18 protein-coding genes and 1 pseudogene are annotated in these 19,137 nt (G+C 58.0%); 14 read left to right on the forward strand and 5 right to left on the reverse strand.

The window, feature by feature from the left end; translation table 11 throughout:
* Positions 1-35: 35 nt before the first annotated feature.
* Positions 36-1,157: an ORC1-type DNA replication protein gene (locus MW046_RS03170; RefSeq protein WP_247994122.1), complete on the forward strand. Its 1,122-nt coding sequence runs from the start codon at positions 36-38 to the stop codon at positions 1,155-1,157.
* Positions 1,158-1,204: 47 nt separating this feature from the next.
* On the opposite strand, the gene MW046_RS03175 is transcribed toward MW046_RS03170, so the two are convergent.
* A complete protein-coding gene (locus MW046_RS03175) occupies positions 1,205-1,753 on the reverse strand; it encodes an ArsR/SmtB family transcription factor (protein ID WP_247994123.1) in 549 nt (182 codons plus the stop codon).
* A 973-nt stretch (positions 1,754-2,726) separates the two neighbouring features.
* On the opposite strand from MW046_RS03175, the gene glpA reads away from it, so the two are divergent.
* The 6 genes and pseudogenes from glpA to MW046_RS03205 all read left to right on the forward strand — a co-directional run bounded on the left by glpA (position 2,727) and on the right by MW046_RS03205 (position 9,334).
* Positions 2,727-4,421, forward strand: a complete 1,695-nt coding sequence (glpA, locus tag MW046_RS03180; protein ID WP_247994124.1) for an anaerobic glycerol-3-phosphate dehydrogenase subunit GlpA — start codon at positions 2,727-2,729, stop codon at positions 4,419-4,421.
* Positions 4,411-5,658, forward strand: coding sequence for a glycerol-3-phosphate dehydrogenase subunit GlpB (glpB, locus tag MW046_RS03185; RefSeq protein ID WP_247994125.1), 1,248 nt, complete (start codon positions 4,411-4,413; stop codon positions 5,656-5,658). Before glpA ends, glpB begins: the two co-directional genes overlap by 11 nt.
* Before the next feature lie 2 nt (positions 5,659-5,660).
* Entirely contained in the window at positions 5,661-6,977 is a 1,317-nt protein-coding gene (locus tag MW046_RS03190) for an anaerobic glycerol-3-phosphate dehydrogenase subunit C (protein ID WP_247994126.1), read from the forward strand.
* 155 nt (positions 6,978-7,132) lie between these two features.
* Complete coding sequence (locus MW046_RS03195; RefSeq protein ID WP_247994127.1) at positions 7,133-8,104, forward strand: HFX_2341 family transcriptional regulator; 972 nt, start codon at positions 7,133-7,135, stop codon at positions 8,102-8,104.
* Between the two features lie 126 nt (positions 8,105-8,230).
* Positions 8,231-8,818: a winged helix-turn-helix domain-containing protein gene (locus MW046_RS03200; protein ID WP_247994128.1), complete on the forward strand. Its 588-nt coding sequence runs from the start codon at positions 8,231-8,233 to the stop codon at positions 8,816-8,818.
* Positions 8,815-9,334, forward strand: a pseudogene (locus tag MW046_RS03205) (PIN domain-containing protein). The gene MW046_RS03200 and the pseudogene MW046_RS03205 overlap by 4 nt, the downstream one beginning before the upstream one ends.
* A 124-nt stretch (positions 9,335-9,458) precedes the next feature.
* On the opposite strand, the gene MW046_RS03210 reads toward MW046_RS03205, so the two are convergent.
* Complete coding sequence (locus MW046_RS03210; protein ID WP_247994129.1) at positions 9,459-10,166, reverse strand: DUF1405 domain-containing protein; 708 nt, start codon at positions 10,164-10,166, stop codon at positions 9,459-9,461.
* Between the two features lie 158 nt (positions 10,167-10,324).
* Here MW046_RS03210 and pdxS point away from each other — a divergent pair, with 158 nt between their 5' ends.
* Entirely contained in the window at positions 10,325-11,233 is a 909-nt protein-coding gene (gene pdxS, locus MW046_RS03215; protein WP_247994130.1) for a pyridoxal 5'-phosphate synthase lyase subunit PdxS, read from the forward strand.
* Positions 11,234-11,351: 118 nt separating this feature from the next.
* The gene (locus tag MW046_RS03220; RefSeq protein WP_247994131.1) at positions 11,352-12,317 is read left to right on the forward strand and encodes a hypothetical protein; all 966 of its coding nucleotides are present in this window, start codon (positions 11,352-11,354) and stop codon (positions 12,315-12,317) included.
* Here MW046_RS03220 and MW046_RS03225 read toward each other — a convergent pair whose 3' ends face one another.
* Positions 12,318-13,199 carry a homoserine kinase gene (locus tag MW046_RS03225; RefSeq protein ID WP_247994132.1) on the reverse strand — a complete coding sequence of 294 codons (882 nt, stop codon included), beginning with the start codon at positions 13,197-13,199 and terminating at the stop codon, positions 12,318-12,320. It lies immediately after the preceding gene.
* A 216-nt stretch (positions 13,200-13,415) separates the two neighbouring features.
* On the opposite strand from MW046_RS03225, the gene MW046_RS19400 reads away from it, so the two are divergent.
* Together MW046_RS19400 and MW046_RS03230 are read left to right on the forward strand one after the other, a co-directional pair.
* Positions 13,416-13,538, forward strand: a complete 123-nt coding sequence (locus MW046_RS19400) for a hypothetical protein (RefSeq protein WP_282190224.1) — start codon at positions 13,416-13,418, stop codon at positions 13,536-13,538.
* Entirely contained in the window at positions 13,535-14,881 is a 1,347-nt protein-coding gene (locus tag MW046_RS03230; protein ID WP_247994133.1) for an NAD(P)/FAD-dependent oxidoreductase, read from the forward strand. The genes MW046_RS19400 and MW046_RS03230 overlap by 4 nt, the downstream gene beginning before the upstream one ends.
* A gap of 72 nt (positions 14,882-14,953) precedes the next feature.
* Here the strand turns inward: MW046_RS03230 and MW046_RS03235 are convergent, their stop codons facing one another.
* Positions 14,954-15,487: a GrpB family protein gene (locus MW046_RS03235; RefSeq protein ID WP_247994134.1), complete on the reverse strand. Its 534-nt coding sequence runs from the start codon at positions 15,485-15,487 to the stop codon at positions 14,954-14,956.
* A gap of 115 nt (positions 15,488-15,602) precedes the next feature.
* Complete coding sequence (locus MW046_RS03240) at positions 15,603-16,217, reverse strand: DUF6149 family protein (protein ID WP_247994135.1); 615 nt, start codon at positions 16,215-16,217, stop codon at positions 15,603-15,605.
* A 220-nt stretch (positions 16,218-16,437) separates the two neighbouring features.
* On the opposite strand from MW046_RS03240, the gene MW046_RS03245 reads away from it, so the two are divergent.
* The 3 genes from MW046_RS03245 (at position 16,438) to MW046_RS03255 (ending at position 19,095) form a co-directional block, all read left to right on the forward strand.
* Positions 16,438-17,700, forward strand: coding sequence for an NAD(P)/FAD-dependent oxidoreductase (locus MW046_RS03245; protein ID WP_247994136.1), 1,263 nt, complete (start codon positions 16,438-16,440; stop codon positions 17,698-17,700).
* Between the two features lie 70 nt (positions 17,701-17,770).
* The gene (locus MW046_RS03250) at positions 17,771-18,184 is read left to right on the forward strand and encodes a DUF7124 domain-containing protein (RefSeq protein WP_247994137.1); all 414 of its coding nucleotides are present in this window, start codon (positions 17,771-17,773) and stop codon (positions 18,182-18,184) included.
* A gap of 44 nt (positions 18,185-18,228) precedes the next feature.
* Positions 18,229-19,095 carry a DUF7847 domain-containing protein gene (locus MW046_RS03255; RefSeq protein ID WP_247994138.1) on the forward strand — a complete coding sequence of 289 codons (867 nt, stop codon included), beginning with the start codon at positions 18,229-18,231 and terminating at the stop codon, positions 19,093-19,095.
* The last annotated feature ends 42 nt before the right edge of the window (positions 19,096-19,137 follow it).

Consider the following 19,137-nt stretch of genomic DNA (forward strand, 5'->3'; position numbering starts at 1 on the left):
TCCTTATGTGTTCTCGCAGGTGAGATGCACGTGGAATGTCGGACGAAGAGATGCTGTCGTGGGACGAAACCGTGTTTCGGGACGAACACGTCTTCGAGATCGACTACGTCCCCGAAACCTTCCACCACCGGGAAGAACAAACACGACAGCTCCAATACGCCCTGCGTCCCGCCGTCCGGGGCTCGCGTCCACTGAACGTGATGGTACGAGGACCGTCAGGAACGGGAAAAACCACAGCATTACAACTGCTCGCGTCCGATCTCCAAACACATTCGAACGTAAACGTTGCACACGTGAACTGTCAGGTCGATTCGACCCGATACGCGGTCTTCTCGCGGCTGTTCGAGGAGATGTTCGAGTACGAACCGCCCACGAGCGGTATCTCGTTCAAAAAGCTGTTCGGACAGATCACCGACCGCCTCGTCGAACAAGAGGAAGTACTTGCTGTCGCGCTCGACGACGTGAACTACCTGTTTTATGAGAGTGAAGCGTCGGACACCCTCTATTCGCTCTTGCGCGCACACGAAGCCCACACAGGGGCGAAGATCGGCGTGATCCTCGTCTCCTCGGATTTGGATCTCGACATCATCGAAGAGCTCGACACGCGCGTTCAGAGCGTGTTTCGACCCGAAGAAGTGTACTTCCCACGGTACGACGAACCAGAATTAATGGATATCTTACAAGAACGGGTCGACAGGGGCTTTCACGAGGGCGTCGCCGGGAGGGATATCCTCGACCGGGTAGCGGAGCTTACCGCCGGAACGGGGGGTGACGTTCGGGTCGGAATCGATCTTCTCCGACGGGCCGGGTTGAATGCCGAAATGCGCGCAAGCACTACGGTCGAGATCGAGGACATCGACCGAGCGTACGACAAATCGAAGTACATCCATCTATCTCGTCGGCTGCGAGATCTCAGCGATACCGAGATCGCGCTCGTCAAAGCGATCGCAGAGCACAACGGCGAGCGCGCGGGCGTGGTGTACGAGTCGTTCGAGGACCGAACTGGGTTGGGCTACACCCGGTACTCCGAACTCATCAATAAACTTGATCAGCTCGACCTCATCGACGCGGAGTATACGAGCGTCGACGGGCGCGGACGGTCGCGTAAGCTATCGCTAACGTACGAAGAATCCGCCGTGCGCGAACGCATCGAGTGACTTATTGTCAGTAGAAATGGGTGTCTCGCAGCCACCACCACGGGATATCACTGATCGAAATACCACAATACACCGATAACGAAGATCGAAAAGAGACCGCCCACGAGGAACATTAACACCGAATCGGCCACGAAGAGCTGGGCGGTGGACGCCCCCATTTTATTCACGGTGAACAGGAAGCTGAAGAGGGTGCTCACCCCGGCGAGCACGACGACCGCACCCAGCGCCCGGCGAAGGAAATCACGGAGACGAAGCCGGTCGGACTTGCGGCCAGCGAACAACACTACCGCCTCGTTCGCCGGCGCATACACGGTCATCTCCGTTCCTTTCTCCGAATAGCCGACACCGGACGGCTCGATGAGTCCCGCGTCCTCTAGCTTCCCCAAATGATAGTGGACGTTCTGTAGTGACGTATCGATCTCATCTCGGATCTCTGTGGGAGTCGATGGCTGTTCATAGATGATCGAAAGCACTTTCCGGGTTGTTGAGGCCGTCAACGTCTCGAAGGCCTCCTCCGCCGCCTCATTGTCGAGACCGAGAACGCGCGGCTCGTTTGGGGTCGATTGTGTCTCCCCACGTAGCGGCAACAAACTCATCAGATAACTGTATATCGTCATCACCCATGATCGTTTTGATGTTTCAAACTTTCATTTGATACATTCAGACCGATCAAAATCGACGGTGCCGTTCGGACGTGGATGGAGGAAGAGAATTGAGCCACTGGTGGAAAAAGAGAGCAAAGAACGCCACACCACCGATCTGCGCCGCGAGGAGCATGTACGTAGCTACCGTTGTTGGCGATAGGAGACCACAGACGATACTCACGAACCCGCTTGCACACACGATCGAAAGCGCTACCGCCCGACGATCGCGTGTTCGCAGCGATTGAAACGTGAAACCGACACATAAAGTGAACAATCCCGCTCCCAAAAACAGCGAATCGAGAGTGAGTGTTACAAACAGGAGACCGAACATATGTGCTGGATCTTACCGAGCCCTAATACCTGTTCCGGATTACGATGCTTTCCGACCACTCCAGTTCGACACGCTTACCCCCTGCATGTCGCCAATATTATACAGTAATTCGTAATTTTATTACTTATCTTATATTTGTCAGACGATCGAGTGTGTATAGGAAGATTTTTACAGGTGTTTGCCTATAAACTTGATGTCGCGCGGGAATGCACCATGCGCTATACGATGGCCCTACAGCAGTACCATGATCCTGCTAAGGTACTCCCCCGCCGACCCCCATCTGGTCTCTCTCTCGAAGGGAACGACCATTGTTCCCCCTGGCAATCTTAGTTCTGGACATTAGTTGTCAGAACATCGATGTACGCACCGGGGATCCTCCACTGCTGTGGGTCCGTCATTAATTCTTTACTGTCCCTTACGCCTTCAGCAGTAATCATTGATGAGTAGACGATGGCAGCGATCAAACGATAGTAAATGAGACGTATATTTGCATACAGCAGGGTAATCGGAGCGGTCACCCTGTTCGTTCATTATGTTTACCGATAACCGCGCAATAGAGATAAAGTAAAGTAGTGGGCAACGTACGTCTACACGATGGTAGATGCTCCGGCGGTGCTCGTGATCGGAGGGGGCTCAACCGGCTGTGGGATCGCCCGTGATCTCGCGATGCGGGGATTTGACGTCACGCTCGTGGAGAAAGGCAACCTCACGAACGGGACGACCGGACGGATGCACGGGTTGCTCCACAGCGGTGGGCGGTACGCCGTCTCCGACCAAGCCAGCGCCAAAGAGTGTATCAAGGAGAACCGCGTCCTGCGCGACATCGCCAGTCACTGTGTGGAAATGACGGAGGGGTTGTTCATCCAGCGGCCCGAAGACTCCGACGCGTACTTTCAAGAGAAGTTACAGGGGTGTCGTGAGTGTGACATCCCGGCGACCGTGCTCTCAGCGGAGGAAACCAAAGCGAAAGAGCCGGCGGTGGCTGGGGACATCGAACGGTCGATCGCCGTTCCCGACGGGGCGATCGACCCGTTTCGGCTCTGTGTCGCCAACGCTCTCAGTGCCCAACGACACGGGGCGCGCATCGAGACGCACGCAGAGGTCACCGACGTGTTGGTCGAAGACGACACCGTTGTCGGATGTGTGGTGCGCCACGACACTGGCCCGGGAAAGCGCACCCACCGAACACCGGGAACGACCGAGGAGATCCGGGCGGACTACGTCGTGAACGCCACCGGAGCGTGGGCCGGTCAGATCGGCGATCTGGCAGGTGTCGATATCGAGGTTCGTCCCTCGAAAGGGGCGATGGTAATCATGAACGTTCGGCAGGTCGATACGGTGATCAACCGCTGTCGTCCAAAAGGCGATGCGGATATCATCGTGCCTCACGAGACGACGGCGATCCTCGGAACGACCGACGAGGAGGTGGACGATCCGGAAGAGTATCCCGAAGAACAGTGGGAGGTTGATCTGATGATCGAAGAGCTGTCGGAACTGGTTCCCATCCTTCGGGAGTCTCGGACTATCCGCTCGTTTTGGGGAGTTCGGCCGTTGTACGAACCGCCGGGAACGGGGACGACAGATCCGACGGACATCACGCGGGATTTCTTCCTGTTGGACCACAAAGAACGCGACGGGCTGGCGGGGATGACCAGTATCGTCGGTGGGAAGTTTACCACCTATCGGATGATGGCCGAACGGATCACCGATCACGTGTGTGAACAGTTCGGGATCAGGGCCGACTGCCGGACCGCTGACGAACCCTTGCCCGGCAGTGAGGATTTCGAGGTACTCCGAGACCACATGGAGGCGTTCGGACTCCGCTCTCCGATCGGCCGCCGGAGCACTCAGAGACTCGGCAGTCGCGCCGAGAAAGTGCTGACGACCGACGGTCCCAATCCCGTGTTGTGTGAGTGTGAGGCGGTAACGCGCGCGGAGATACAGGATGCGATCGATCAATCCGGGACGGATCTCAACGCCGTCCGAATCCGGACCCGTGCCTCGATGGGCAACTGTCAAGGTGGGCTGTGTTGTCATCGAATGGCGAACGAACTCCACCCCGAACACGAGGAGCCGACGGTTCGGACGGCACTCGACGAACTGTATCAAGAGCGTTGGAAGGGACAACGACACGCCCTGTGGGGCGAACAACTCTCCCAAGCGATGTTAAACCACGTCCTCCACGGCACGACGATGAACCGTGATCACGACCCTGCTCGACAGGAGACACTGGATTTCGACGCCTTCGACACGGGCACCGATCGAACGAGGGATTCGAATGGCGATTAGCGAAGACGTAGTCATCGTCGGCGGGGGGCTTGCCGGAGCCATCAGTGCCCTGTCGGCTGCTAAGGCTGGTGTGTCCGTCCGGCTGATCTCCCACAAAGAGAGCACGCTTCGCCACGCGAGCGGTCTCATCGACGTACTCGGCTACCCCACCGAGGACGACCCACCGGTCGTGAATCCGTTCGACGCGCTGGATGCCCTCCCCGACAGTCATCCGTACAGTGTCGTCGGAGAGGCGGAGATCCGGGAGGGTCTAGCGCTGTTCGACGAAATCACGGGCGATCTGTACGCCGGTGATCACACCGACCGAAACGCGCTAGTGCCGACACAGCAAGGAACAGTCAAACCGACGGCGCGGTATCCCCGGTCGATGGCTACCGGGATCGGGAACGATCGAGCAATGTTGCTCGTGGGATTCGAATCGCTGCCCGACTTCGACGCACCGTTGGCCGCCGACCATCTCGAAGCTGTGGGCGTTCCGTTCGCGTCCCGTGGGGTGACGGTTCGGTTCCCTGCGGATCTCAGGGCTGACGCGAAGCTTACCCGGTTTGCAACTGCCCTCGAACGAGAGGAAACGACGACGGCACTCGCCGAGACGATCGAACACCACATCGACGATGCCGAGCGCGTGGGGTTCCCGGCGCTGCTGGGCAGAGATGACTGTGGCTCGGTCCGATCCACCCTCGAATCCCATCTCGGGATCCCCGTCTTCGAACTGCCGGGAGGCCCTCCGAGCCTCCCCGGGCTTCGACTGGCGGATCGGCTGTTTGAGGCGTTAGACTCGGCTGGCGTGCACCTTTCTACCGGCGTTCCGGTCGTCGGCCACGAAACTGAGGGAGATCGCATCAGTTCGGTGCTCGTCGATCGAGGGAGCCACACCCCCCAACCCTACCACGCGTCGGAGTTCGTGCTCGCCACTGGGGGACTCGTCGGGAAAGGGATCGACTCCGACAGAAACGGTGTTCACGAACCGATCTTCGATTGCCACGTCCCCCATCCCGAGGATCGATACGAGTGGTTCCTGGGGGAGGCTTTCGGGGATCACCCGTTTGCCCGCTTCGGTGTCGTTCCGGACGGCAAACTCCGGCCAGTCGACACACAGGGCAACCTCGAATACGAAAATCTCAGAGCCGCGGGAAGCGTCCTCGGTGGCGCGAACATCGCGGCCGAAAAATCCGGCAGCGGAATTTCACTCGCAACCGGGGCACTCGCAGGACGACTCGCAGCCGAGGCGATCTGACTATGAGCAACGACCAAAACACTGACCGCGATCGACTATCGAACGAACGAACGTCAGAGGTGGCCACCGCCGAAGCGACCGTGCCACCGAGCGACGAACGGACCACGGATCTCCGCCCAGGTGCGGACAACTGTTATAAATGCACGGCGTGCGACACGTCGTGTCCAGTCGCCGCGGTAGACGACGAGTTTCCCGGTCCGAAGTTTCAGGGCCCGGAGCAGTGGCGACTGAAACGGTCGGAGGACACGGATATCGACGAGTCGATCATGTCCTGTTCGAACTGTATGCGGTGTGATAGTGCTTGTCCGTCAGGCGTCCCGTTGAGTCAGATGCACAACACGGCCCGAGGTGAATACGTCGAGGGAATGAGCAAACTGTCACGAGAGTACGTGCGCAATCGGATCCTCGCCAACTACGGGCGACTCGCGCGCATCGGGAGTCGGGTGCCGCGCTTGACGAACTTCGTGATGGGAAACCGCGTGACGAAGTGGCTCAACGAGCGACTGCTCGGTATCACGAGCGAACGAGAGTTTCCCGCGTTCGCCACGCAAACGTTTCGGGAGTGGTACGATGACCGCGGCGGTTCGAAGATCGAAAGCGAGGACCGACGGGTCGCGTATTTCCACGGTGATTACTCGAACTTCAACACGCCGGAAGTCGCAAAGGCGTTAGTACGCGTGTTCGAGTCGTTCGGGTACGAGGTCGCCGTTCCCGAACAGCGGTGTTCTGGGACGCCGATGTTCGCAAACGGGATGCTTGAGGACGCTCGCCGGGCTGCGAAGTTCAACGTCGAGACCTTCTCGGAACTGGTCGATGAGGGCTACGACATCATCTGCTCGTGTACCTCCTGTTCGATGGCGCTCCGACAGGAGTATCCGGAGCTGTTCGATTTCGAGGACACTGAACAGGTCGCCACCCACACCTACGAAGCGATCGAGTATCTCCGCCTCCACGAGGATCTCGACGAGGCGATCGGCGAGACCGAACTCGAAGACGAATCCGCGCTGGCCTATCACGCGCCGTGTCACGCCCGCAATCAAGGGCTTCATCGACAGGCCCTTGAGCTGTTCCGAGAACTCGACGGCGTCACGATCGAAGATGTCGGTGATTCGTGTTCGGGTATTTCCGGAACGTACGGTTGGAAAGAAGAGAAATACGACTATTCGATGGAGATCGGCGAAGAGATGTTCGATCACATGCGAGACGCCGACGGAACCACTGGACTGACGGAGTGTCCCACGTGTGCGATGCAGATGGAACACGGAACCGGCTACGAGATCGATCATCCGCTCGAACTGATCGAGAAAGCGGTGGTGTGAAACGTCTCATCCTCGGAACGTACCGGCAAACTACCTCGGTGCCTGTCACCGAGGCACTCGCCTTGCTTATCTGTAGATCCGTCCGAAAGGCGTTACTCGTCCGACAATCGGACCACAACTGAACGTTTAACCCGCAATCGAAAGAAAGACTGGACATGCAGACACACATCGTTCCGGTCGGGTTCGATTACGATCGGCTCATCGCGCCGCTCGTCCGGGATCAACTCGACGTGAGCCGAGTCATCCTCCTCGAAGGCGCTGTAGGAAGCGAGGCCAATGTAGAATACTCTAAACACCTCGCCGAAAAGCTCGAAACGGATTTCAGAAACCTCCTCGGAGCACAGACGGAGCGGTTCGTCATCGAGGACGTGTACGATTACGACACTGCCTTCGAACAGGCGTACGATCTCATCAATGAGGAACTCGACAGCGATGTGGATGGAGCTCCCGATGTCGGAGCGGAACGATCACCGGAACAACGAACGTCCACCCAACGGGAGGTGTGGGTAAACGTCTCCTCGATGCCTCGAACGGTCAGTTTCGCGTTTGCAACAGCTGCCCATTCCATCATGGTCGAACGCCAGAGCGACCGCGAGCGCATCCACACCTACTACACCGTACCGGAGAAGTATCTTGAAACCGAACTCGCCGAAGAACTCCGCAACGGTATCGATCTGCTTTCAGAGATCAAGACATCAGAAGTGGCTGACGAGCGAATCGATGAGTGGATGTCCGACGCTCGCACGATGCTTGATGAGTTCGACGAACGGGGGACGACGATCGGCGCGAAACGCGTCGGTAACAGCCACATCCTCGAACTCCCCGTGGCGTCGTTTTCGAACGTCAAACCGTTCGAAGAACTCATTCTCTTCACGCTCGGGGAACACGGCGAGTTCGAAAGCGTCTCTGAACTGGCCCAGACGCTCGCGCGCGATCTGAACGAGGAGTACACCAACAGCTTCCGGTCGAAAGTGATCTACAACGTCGACCGACTCGGTCCCGGTGGGAAAGGCTACATCGAGCAGGAAGAACAGGGCAAATCCTACCGCACGCGCTTGTCCCGCATCGGCGCGCTGTGGGTCAGATCGCACGCCGACGAAAACGATCCGAGTGATTCTGCGATGTGAGGGTCGATCGCCTGCGTCGTTCTCTCAGTCCTCTGCGAGCCGGTCGGTGCTCTCCTACTGACGCTCGGTGTTGCATCCGCAACCTTATTACTGATTATCCATTATCTGTAAACAGGCACACCATCCATGGCACAGACAGCGTCACGAAACGACGGAGAGATCGTTCACGATTTCCTCTCGGTCGCCGGGCTCCTCGAACAGCCCCAGCTTGCTCGTATCTACGCTTACCTCTACCGCGAAGGTGACGCCCCGGTTCAGGAACTGATGGATGCGCTTGATCTCCCCCAGGGATCTGCGTACACCTACGTCAATCGGCTCACTGATGCAGGGGTACTCACCATCACCACCGACGCCCAACCCCACCAGTACGGAGCCGTCGAGATTGAACTGACACTCACTGTCGACAGTGAGCGCGAATACACGATATCGCCGATCCTCATTGACGCCGTCGCCCGCCGAACGGAGGACGAAACGATCGATTCTTACATCGATCGGCGCGGCATCCATGGGCTTGCGATTGCCCTGACCCACACCGTCGCCCGCGAACGGGGCGAGACGACCCACCGGCTCGTGGCCGACGACCTCGATCTCTCGGCGCTGGAAGCCGAGGTGATCATGCAGGCACTCCGCCCGGTGGTTCGTGAGTACTGCTCGTTCGAAGATCGGGAGGCATCGCTCGCAGAGGTTGTTGACGCCGAGGATCTCGACGCGTGAGTTCGAAGCACGTGGGAGATACAGGCTTTTTCGTTGCACTCGGAGCGCCGTCGAACGAGCGGTATCAGCAAGTTCGGGCATTTGCCAAGCACAACGAACTCACGTTCGTCATCCCAGAACGCGTGTACGACGAGTTGACTGAGGCTAGTTCCAGTAAGCAGTTCGAAACGGAGCCGATCCCGATCGATATCGTCATTGATGAGGGATGGGGATGCGTTGCTGAGCCACTGGAGTATACGGATCCGCTGATTTCGAAGGCGATGGAATGGGGTTCAGCGCTACATTGCGAATGCTGACGATCGGCCAGAGGATACGATCGAACGGGCTGATTCTGCTCTTGGAGGACTCACCGCGCAACTGCTCGCCAGCGGAACTGCAACGCACGTTTATCTGTATACGACGGACACCGCTGCTGGTGAGGGCGTCAACGCGGTTCTTGAGAGCGCAGGATATGGGGATTCTGTGACAGTTGTCGATGGATTTCGATTCATCGAAGATCTGTTGGATATAGATTGAACCGCCCGTTTTCAGTCCTCTGTGAGCCGGTCGGTGCTCTCCTACTGACGCTCGGTGTTGAACACCGCAAGCTCACGGACCGTGACGCTGCTCGTTCGATGTACGGTCTTGATGATATCGACCGTCATGTGGGCTTTTTTGTGCGAGTCGATAGCGCGAGAAACGTCGGAAGGATCGTCAACACCACTGCTCCGGCAGCAGCCACCTGTAACGCGGTGACGCCGAGCCACGGCGTCGCGTCCGGAACGGGCAACACAGTATGGTGTGGGTCGCCGACGATCGGATAGAAATAATCCACGGTGAGATCCACCGTGTACCACGCCACTGCGACCGCGACCGCGCGGACGGGGAAGTCTGCATACCGGTGGAGGACGAACGCTTCGACGACCATCAACAGGTGACTCCAAAAAAGGAAGTTGTACATCGCCGGATGGAGATACCCCCACGCGGGGAAGAACGCCAACAGCACGTACGGCGTCCACAGACCGAGTTTGATGCAGCCGAAAAACGCGAGCGCGTTGACGATCTCGCTCTCCCGTCCGAGTTTCCAGAGTGCGATGCTACAGGCGATGAACAGCGTCCCAGCGGGGCTATCGGGAACGAACGGCCACATCACGACCGGCGTCGTGGTAAACTGGGGCCAGTAGTACCAGAATCCGAAGGCCGTACCAAGAAGATTGATTCCGACCACGAGCCACGCGAGCCGTAACCCGAGATCCTCGATCGTCTTGGGAACGGGGGCAACGTACCACGGAAGATCCTCTCGTGGCGGGAGTCCCTCGGAAGACCGCAAACGGTCGTACCAGCCCACCACCGCGTCGATGATTGCCATATTAGTAGACACCTTTCCGTGCCCACACCTGTGTCTTCCGTCGTGTGATCGCTATCAGTACCCCACACGCGTTGCCTATCGGCTACACTCCTGTGGCACGGGGACCGCCATCAGACATAGACAGACCGGTTAAGTGGGTCCGGAACTGTGCTCAACATATGAGCGGCACAACAGATATCGAGGAACTAAAGCGCGGCACTGATCTGGTCAAACGCGGATTTGCGAAAATGCAGAAAGGCGGCGTTATCATGGATGTTGTCACCCGGGAACAGGCGCGCATCGCGGAAGACACCGGTGCGGTCGCGGTCATGTCGCTCGAAGCCGTTCCCGCAGACATCAGAAAGCGTGGCGGTGTCGCACGAATGGCCGATCCCGGTACGCTCGATGAGATCATTGACGAAGTCTCGATCCCCGTAATGGGGAAATGCCGGATTGGTCACACCAAAGAGGCCCAGATCCTCCAAGCGACCGGAGCGGATATGATCGACGAAAGTGAGGTTCTCACCCCGGCCGACAACGACTACCACATCGAAAAAGAGTCGTTCACCGCTCCGTTCGTCTGTGGCGCGCGCAACCTCCCTGAAGCACTTCGGCGGATCGACGAGGGTGCTGCGATGATCCGCACCAAAGGGGAAGCAGGCACCGGCGATGTCAACCAAGCGGTGACGCACCAACGCGCCATCAAAAGCTCGATCCGGGAGATCGAAGGCAAAACAGCTGAAGAACGTGAAATGTGGGCCAGAGAACACGAAGCTCCTGCCGACCTCGTTCACGAAACCGCAAAACGGGGCCGTCTCCCCGTCGTGAACTTCGCTGCTGGTGGAATAGCGACGCCAGCCGACGCAGCGCTCATGATGCACCACGGCTGTGACGGCATCTTCGTCGGTTCGGGCATCTTCGGCGCGGAAGACCCCGAAGCGATGGGACGCTCGATCGTCGAGGCCGTCAACAATTGGGACGATCCCGAGCGACTCGCAGAGATCGCGACCGGCATCGGTCGGGGGATGAAAGGTCAGTCGAACGTCCAAATGAGCGACGAAGAAAAACTACAGGCCCGCGGTAACTGATCCACTGATCACCAGTGTACCGTCTCGCGTAATGCTGTCAATAATATATTCATACATATTGTGTTATGATATAACATACCAACGAAAGTTAACGTATCTTTCTCTGTAATCAGCGAACGTGCAAACGAACGTTATCGGTTCGGACCGAGACGAACGATACTGGTTCCATGCGCGGGTCGTTGCGCGTCAGGAATCATACCGTCAGTTGTACGGTGTACCGCCAAAACTGAATCCATGGGCGATGCGTGCCCGCTCCCGGGTGACGCGATACACCCCACATTGGGACGATTGGACCCCACGCGCAGCAGGGTTCCTCGTGGATCTGTTTCAACGCGAAACATCGGTACGAGAGCACGACGGACGGTACGAATACGTCATCAAATACGTCGGGTGTGTCGTCGCTGAGACGCACTCGCAGGCACGGTCCCGGCTCGAAACTCATCTCGAACACGGCTCGTTCCACAGCGTCGATATCACGGCAGTCGACGACGAGACCACGGCCCGCCTCGAATCCATCCCCTCGACGAGTCAGGCGATCGAGCATCAGATGACGGTTCATCCCCTGATCGGGGGCGAATACACTCCCCATGTTCCGGAGATACATCTCAGTGTCGACACGGGGAAGACAGTGGTCGGCGTTATCCGGCTGTTGCTGGCAAACGAACAGTTCAAAGCACAACTCGCGCGCGCTCGAGAATACCACCAGCAGGCGTACGACTTAGGACGGTTCAAGATGATGTTTGAATTGAATAAATCGAGAAACGAGCAGTTGCTTACGCTCTTGGATGCGATCGCTGACAACGAACGGGGTGCACTGGTCGGATCGGTGTCGCTCACCGAAACCCCGGATGTCGCGCTTGCCCTCGTATTGGACCACGATTTGGTCGACCGGATGTTACAGCTTGCGACGCGTCGGACGGTTCAAACTGGAGAGACGGCACAGTGGAAAGTTCCTCTAGTGGAAGCCTCACTCGATCGATTCCTTATCCACGCCGAGGAGGTGCTCGAAACCGAGGAGTCGACCGTCGTCGGCCCCAGTCGATTCCTCAACGCCGATGAACGCGAACCGATCACAGTAATGTGATCAGTGAGAACATAGCTGTGCCCCCCCACCGATCTCGGTCTGGTACGCCCGCGATTCGACGCCGTGATCGGCGAACGAATCGATCATGACGTTTGCGACTGCTCGTTGGTTCTGTTCGTGACAGACCGCGATGATCGCTGGTCCAGCCCCGCTGATCGTGACGCCGGTTGCACCGTGTTCGAGCGCGGTCTCACGAACGGACTCGTAACCTGGGATGAGATCGGATCGTACGGGCGTGATGATAGTGTCGTGCATTCCTTGGCCAACGAGTTCTGGGTCGCCACGACCCATCCCAGCTGTGAGGGTCGCTGCCTTCCCAACGGTGTCGACGACCTTATCGATCGTCGTTCGTTCTGGGAGTACTCCTCGGGCTTCCCGCGTTGAAACGACGACTTCGGGGAGACACACCACTACCGAGATGTCTGTTTCGATCTGTGTGATCTCTTGGTCCGTTGCGATGGTGAATCCTCCGAGAATGGCGGGAGCGACGTTGTCGGTGTGGGCGGTTCCGGAGACGACTGCCTCTCCCTTTGCGGCGATCGGTACCAACCCTTCGTTGGAACGTTCCCGATCGTACAGCTCGTTGAGCGCAACCGCGGCTGCGGCCGCACTCGCTGCCGACGAACCGAGCCCCGACGCCGGACGGACTCCCTTGTCGATCTCGATGTGAGCCGGTGCATCCAGCGCGCGGGCGACGGCTCCGACCGTGTTCTTCTCTGGATCCTCCGGGATGTACTGATTACCGACGCCTCGCACATCGATCGTCGTCTCATCGGCTTTCTCGACGTGTACGACATCCGCCGGGCGGTTGAGGGCAACACCGAACACGTCAAAACCGCTCCCAAGGTTCGCACTCGTCGCAGGGGCCCGGACGGTAACCATGTCATCGAGTTAACCGAGCGGGCGGATAAATGTACCCGAATGTGTCCGTCGGTTCACGACGGTATCCTCGCCCTTACACGACACATACCGAGACGACAATCGACAGCATATCGTATAAATCAAGAAATATGTTTTAATAGAGTGTAATCTCACTATAGAGATAGTGATGACGAATGCTAACGGGGATGTACGAGTGTTACGCTTGTGGGGAGGTGTTTGAAACGGCTCACGATCTCCGGTATCACGAACGGGACGAACACGTTCCGGATCGATGAGTGGGGACGAGATGACTGTGGATGGGAATCGACTTACGGAATGGACACGGACCGTTCCGTATGATTGGCATCGTCGGTGGCGGCATCGCCGGGCTGGCGGCGGCATACCGACTACAGCGTGCGGGATACGACGTACAACTGTTCGAGGCAGGTAGCGACATCGGCGGATTGGCAGCGACCTACGAGACGTCCGGAGACCGAGTCGAGGCGTTCTATCACCACCTCTCGAAGTCCGAGCAGACGATCGTGGACCTCGCCGAGGAGTTGGGTATCGGAGACCGCGTCGAGTGGCACGTCGGCAAGAACGCCTACTACGTCGATGGTAGTGTCTATCCGATGGATACGCCGTGGGAGATCCTCTCATTTCCTCACTGGAGCGTGTACGATAAGTTCCGGCTGGGGATGTTGACGCTCGACGTCGACGTGCGCGGCGGTGTGCCGTCGTTCGACACCTACGAGCGGCTGGAGGATTTCGAGCACACGCCGGTAAAGGAATTCGCCGTCGAACACACCACTCAGAACGTGTACGAGACGTTTTTCGAGTCGTTGCTCGACGCGAAGTTCGGTAGCCGGAAAGACGACGTGAGCGCAGCATGGCTGCTCGGACGGATCAAGTTCCGCGGCGAACGCGATCTCCTCCGCGGGGAGGTGCTGGGCTACATCGAGGGCGGGTTTGGCGTGTTACTCGACGCGCTCATCGAGGCTGTTGGCAAGGAAAACATCACAACCGACGCTCGGGTGACCGACCTTGCGATTGAGAAGGAGGTACAGTCGCTGACCGTCGAGACGGAGGAGGAAACGACGACACACGAGGTCGAGGACGTGATCGTCGCCACGATGCCGAACGTGTTGGAATCGCTCACCGGCTATCCGTGTGAGATCGATTTTCAGGGATCGGTGTGTGCAGTCGTCGAGATGGACGAATCGTTGCTTGACACTTACTGGCTCAACGTCGCCGACGACGCGCCTTTCGGCGCGCTGATCGAACACACGAACTTCATTCCCTCCGACCGATACGGCGGCGAGCATCTGCTGTACATCGCCAGCTACATCCAAGATCGAGAGGAAGACCTCTGGCAGATGAGCGACGAACAGGTCACGGAGCACTGGCTGTCGGGGATCGAGGAGCTGTTTCCGCAGTTCGATCGGGACGTCGTCACCAACGTCCGCGTTGCGCGCAATCCCAGAACGGCCCCGGTCTACGAGCGGGGCTATCTGGACATGGTGGTGCCCTACGATCTCGGTTCGGAGGTGGGCAATGGCGTCTACTACGCAGGAATGGCGAGTCAGGCACAGTACCCCGAGCGCAGCCTGAATGGGGGGATTTTGGCCGGCTACGCGTGTGCTGACCGCATCATCGAGGCTGAGGAAACCGATGACGAACACGTCGATCCGATCGAAGCCTGATCGAACCGAGCTGTGGATGATCGATCACTGACTGCTAGAAGAAAGCAGCCACCGCTCCCGGCTTGATGTCGATCAAACGAACTCCGGAAGTCGGTTAGTGTATCCCTTGGCGCGTGCCTGTTCCACTAACGATCGTACAACGTCCGTCTTCGCTCGTGTGTACGCCTCGAGATCATCGGGATGCCGTTCGACGGCCTTCCGTTTGATGCGCTCGTATTCCCGGCGTGCCGTGGGATCCGCACGTAGATACTCCCGGAACAGCAACTGATTACGAACCCGTTTGTCGTCCCGGGTGTGCAGTTTCAGGAACGTCGCACGATCGTCATCGCAACGAACGACGACGATACAGTCAGAGCTGTCGCTTTCGAGTTCGTACCGGCCCTCAGTAAGTGCGTTCGCAGCGTTACACATGGCGTCCCGATCGGCGAACACCACGATGATGTCCAGCACGGGTTTCCCCGGTACGTCCGGGATGGCAGTGCTCCCAACGTGGAACGTCCCCAGCAGTCGTTCGTCCGACGCTTTCACTATCCGTTCGCGCTCTACTTCGTAGCAATCGCCATAGAGTGGATCGGACTCGAACGTAATCTCGTTTCGTGGATCCATGAATACGGCGGCAGAGAAAAACAGCTACGCGGATAAAACAATTACCAATTTGTTTTAATTAACTTCTTACTTACTATTTCGTAGACCAGAGAGTTATGCGTTTCGATCGGACGAGTCATTCCTTGGACGCATCCGAGGACGAACCATCCGACATCCCAACCGCGTTGCCGAGTTCGACGTCGTCGGGTTCATCAGAGCCACCGGCAGTTACCTCGCCGTCCTCGGTTTCGACGTACACGTCGTCGGCGTATCCCCCGACGGCGTTGGGCTGATCGAGGTTGCCATCGAGTTCCGCGAGCCGTTCGGGGGTTGTCGGTGCGTCCGGGAGATCGTCGGGACGGAACTCTCCGAGCGGTTCCTCGACGGTGATGTCGTGAGACTCGAAAAACGCCTCGTACCGGCGGTAATGCTCGTCGATCTCCGTGACGGGGATCTCCATCATCTCTACCCAGCCGTGGTTGTAGAAATCGAAGTTGCCTTGGATATGAGTGATCTCCCGCGCCTCCGCCTCCGAATAGCCGGCTTTGAGCGCTGCCGTGTACGCGTCGATCGTCCCGTCAAACAGTCCGTTCAAATGCGCTTTCCGCTCGGTGCGGTGCTCCTCGTCGGCCTTCTTGAGGAAGATGTTGGTGTGGAGACGAACCAACCCAGCGTGGACGAGCGATCGAACCCCCGGAAGCGTCAGTGCCTGTTTCGTGGCCCAATGACGGGCGTTTTGCCTGATTTTCATTAATCGGTGGTAGGAGATACGCACACATCAATGTGACCGAGACCGCTTTCAGGACCTACACGAAAAATAAAAATAAACTTATCCATACGGAATGTAGATTTATACCGCTCAAAAGTCAAGAGCGGACCGCATACCGGACGATCATCGGTTCGGGCTGATAATACATGGTGGATAAGCGAGATAGCAATTCACATTAAGCGCGGCTCCGTATCGGCTTCTCATGGGCACGTCGCACGTAATTATTGGCGACGGCATCGCGGGAAGTTCAGCCGCGGAAACGATCCGAGAGGCTGATCCCGCTGCCGACATCACCGTACTCACCGAGGAAGGTGAGGCGCTTTACAACAGGATTCTCATCAAAGAGTTCGCAAAGGGAAAGATGCCCGAGGGACCCATCTCGATCCACCAGCCAGACTGGTACCGAGAGCGGGACATCGAACTTCGATTGAATACGATGGTGACGCGGGTCGACACCGACGAGCAGGTGATTCACACCCACGAAGAGGAGGCGATCGAATACGACACCCTGTTGGTGGCGACAGGAGGGACGCCCGCACAGCTCCCCGTCGAGAACAGCGACGCCGACGGCATCCACCACTTCTGGACGTTCGAGGACGCACGGGCGATCGAGGAACACGCCGACAATGCCGACACAGGTGTGATCGTGGGGGCAGGGCTGCTCGGTATCGATCTCGCAGCCATCTGTGGCGCACAGGACGTTTCCGCCCACTACCTGATGCGGGGCAACACGTGGTGGCGCTACGCGCTGAGCGAGGACGGTGCCGAAATCATGCACAATGCGATGCGCGAACAGGACGTCACGCCGGTGTTCGAGAGCGGCGTCGATCGTTTCGAGGTCGATGCGGACGGGCACGTGACAGGCGTCGTCGATCCCAACGGCGAGCGCTACGATGCCGATTTCGTCGGCGTCGCGATCGGACTCGACTTCAACACGGAGTTCCTTCGAGGAAGCGGCATCGAGCTCACCGACAACGGTGCGATCGTCACCGACGAACAGATGCGGACGAACGTCGAGAACGTGTACGCGGCGGGCGATGTGACGTACTTTTACGATACCATCCTCGGCGAACAAGCCCAAAACGGAGCGTGGGGCAGCGCGAAAGAGCAGGGATCGATCGCCGCCACGAACATGGTACGTGATACGGGAGAAGACGTCGAGGAAGCCACGTTCCACTGGGTTTCGTCGTACTCGATCACTCACTTTGACTTCCCGTTTCTCTCCTTTGGCCACCCGACTATCGGGGATGACTTCGTAGAGCGTAAATATTCGGAGACGGAGTGGCGACGCGTCGTGCTCAAAGACGGGCAAGTCATCGGAGGCGTACTCATTGGTGATCTCGCGCCACAAACCTCCCTCAAACGTCTCGCCCGCGAGGGGGTCGACGTGAGCGACCGGACGGACGCCCTCCTCGAACAGACGATCGATGTCGAGAAATTCACCCCGCCGGAAGCCGAGCAGTAATCCTGAACAGTTCGCCCGATCGTAGTGGAAGTTCCGAAGGTGTTTTGATCCAGACGGCGTACCCAGCAGTATGCAAAGCGGTGGGAGTAACGACATGACGCTGGCGTTCGAACTCGAAGCGCTCAAACGGCTATCGGAGCCGGATGTGGTGTTTACGGACGCCCGTCAGTGGACGTCGTACATCGGTGTCGTCTCCGAGAAACCGACGTACGTGGTGACGAACTTCACACGAAAAAAACGCATTCGACAGGACTTTTTCTCCGGGCCTCGGGGTGAGCGGGAAAGCCTCGAAAACGTCAAAGAGCAGTTCGACACGGACCGCCACGTGTTCATCGGAGCGAGCGGCGAGGACGAAACTCTGGCCCAAGAGACGGACTGGGAGTATATCGACATCGAGGACGCGGCGGCGGCTGCCGACTGGACGCTCGGCTCCTCGGACACCCAATCGACCCGAAACGAACCTGAACGCGATGATTGGCCCTAACCCACCGATACTGTAACAGTCCCCCTGATCGAATAGCCCAAGAGATGTCACTACGCATTAGAGATTCGTTGCGTAACGGCTTCGATCGAGCTACAAACCGCAACGCTGGACACCTGTTCGTGGTGTTTTTCTTCGTCACACTGATGTCGACGATCGTCACGAACTCGGCGGTGACCATGGTGTCCAACCGACTGCGTGAGCTGTTTCGGGAGATGTCCGCAGAGCCGCTTCCGTCCGAGGCGATGGTTGCCCCCTCACCACCGATCGCGATCCCAATGTCACTCGAACTCACGCTCGTTCTCGTGGGGATACTGTGGATCGCTGGCGAGACAGCCCGAGTGATCTCCGATCGAACGTTTATCAGCGAAGAGACGGAACAACTCTACGAACCGACCCGGTGGATCGGATGGGCGACGCTGTCGAGCTTCGCATACGTCGTTATCTTCAATTTTCTGCTATTATTGTATGTATTTTCGATCAGCTTTCTCGGAGTGCTCGCTCCAGTGCTCGGTCTGTTCTGGACGCTGGTCGGTGGCATCGTGATGATCGTCGTTAGCCTCCTTCTGTTCTTCACCCGTCAGGAGATCGCAACGAGAGACGTCGGACCCATCGAGGCGATGACCGGAAGTTGGTCCCTGGTGCGCACCAACGAGATCGAACTGTTCGGACTGGGTGTGATACTGACTCTCATCGACATCGCTCATCAGATCGTATCGTTCTCGATCGGTTCGGTCAGCCAACGCCTCATGATCGTTGTTTCGCCTCTCCTCAGTGCCGCAGTGTTGGTATTTTTCAGTGCCGTCGTCGCACAAGCGTACCGCCAACTCCGTTCGGAAGCGAGACGCGACAAATCTGAGACAACAGAGTGGCCTTTGGATCCGAACGACGAGTGGAACGATCCACCGCTGTAGTGCATGACAACCGTTTTCACCTCACCTTTCGTATGGAATCGA

This window comes from Halocatena salina (genome assembly GCF_023115355.1).
Taxonomy (GTDB): domain Archaea; phylum Halobacteriota; class Halobacteria; order Halobacteriales; family Haloarculaceae; genus Halocatena; species Halocatena salina.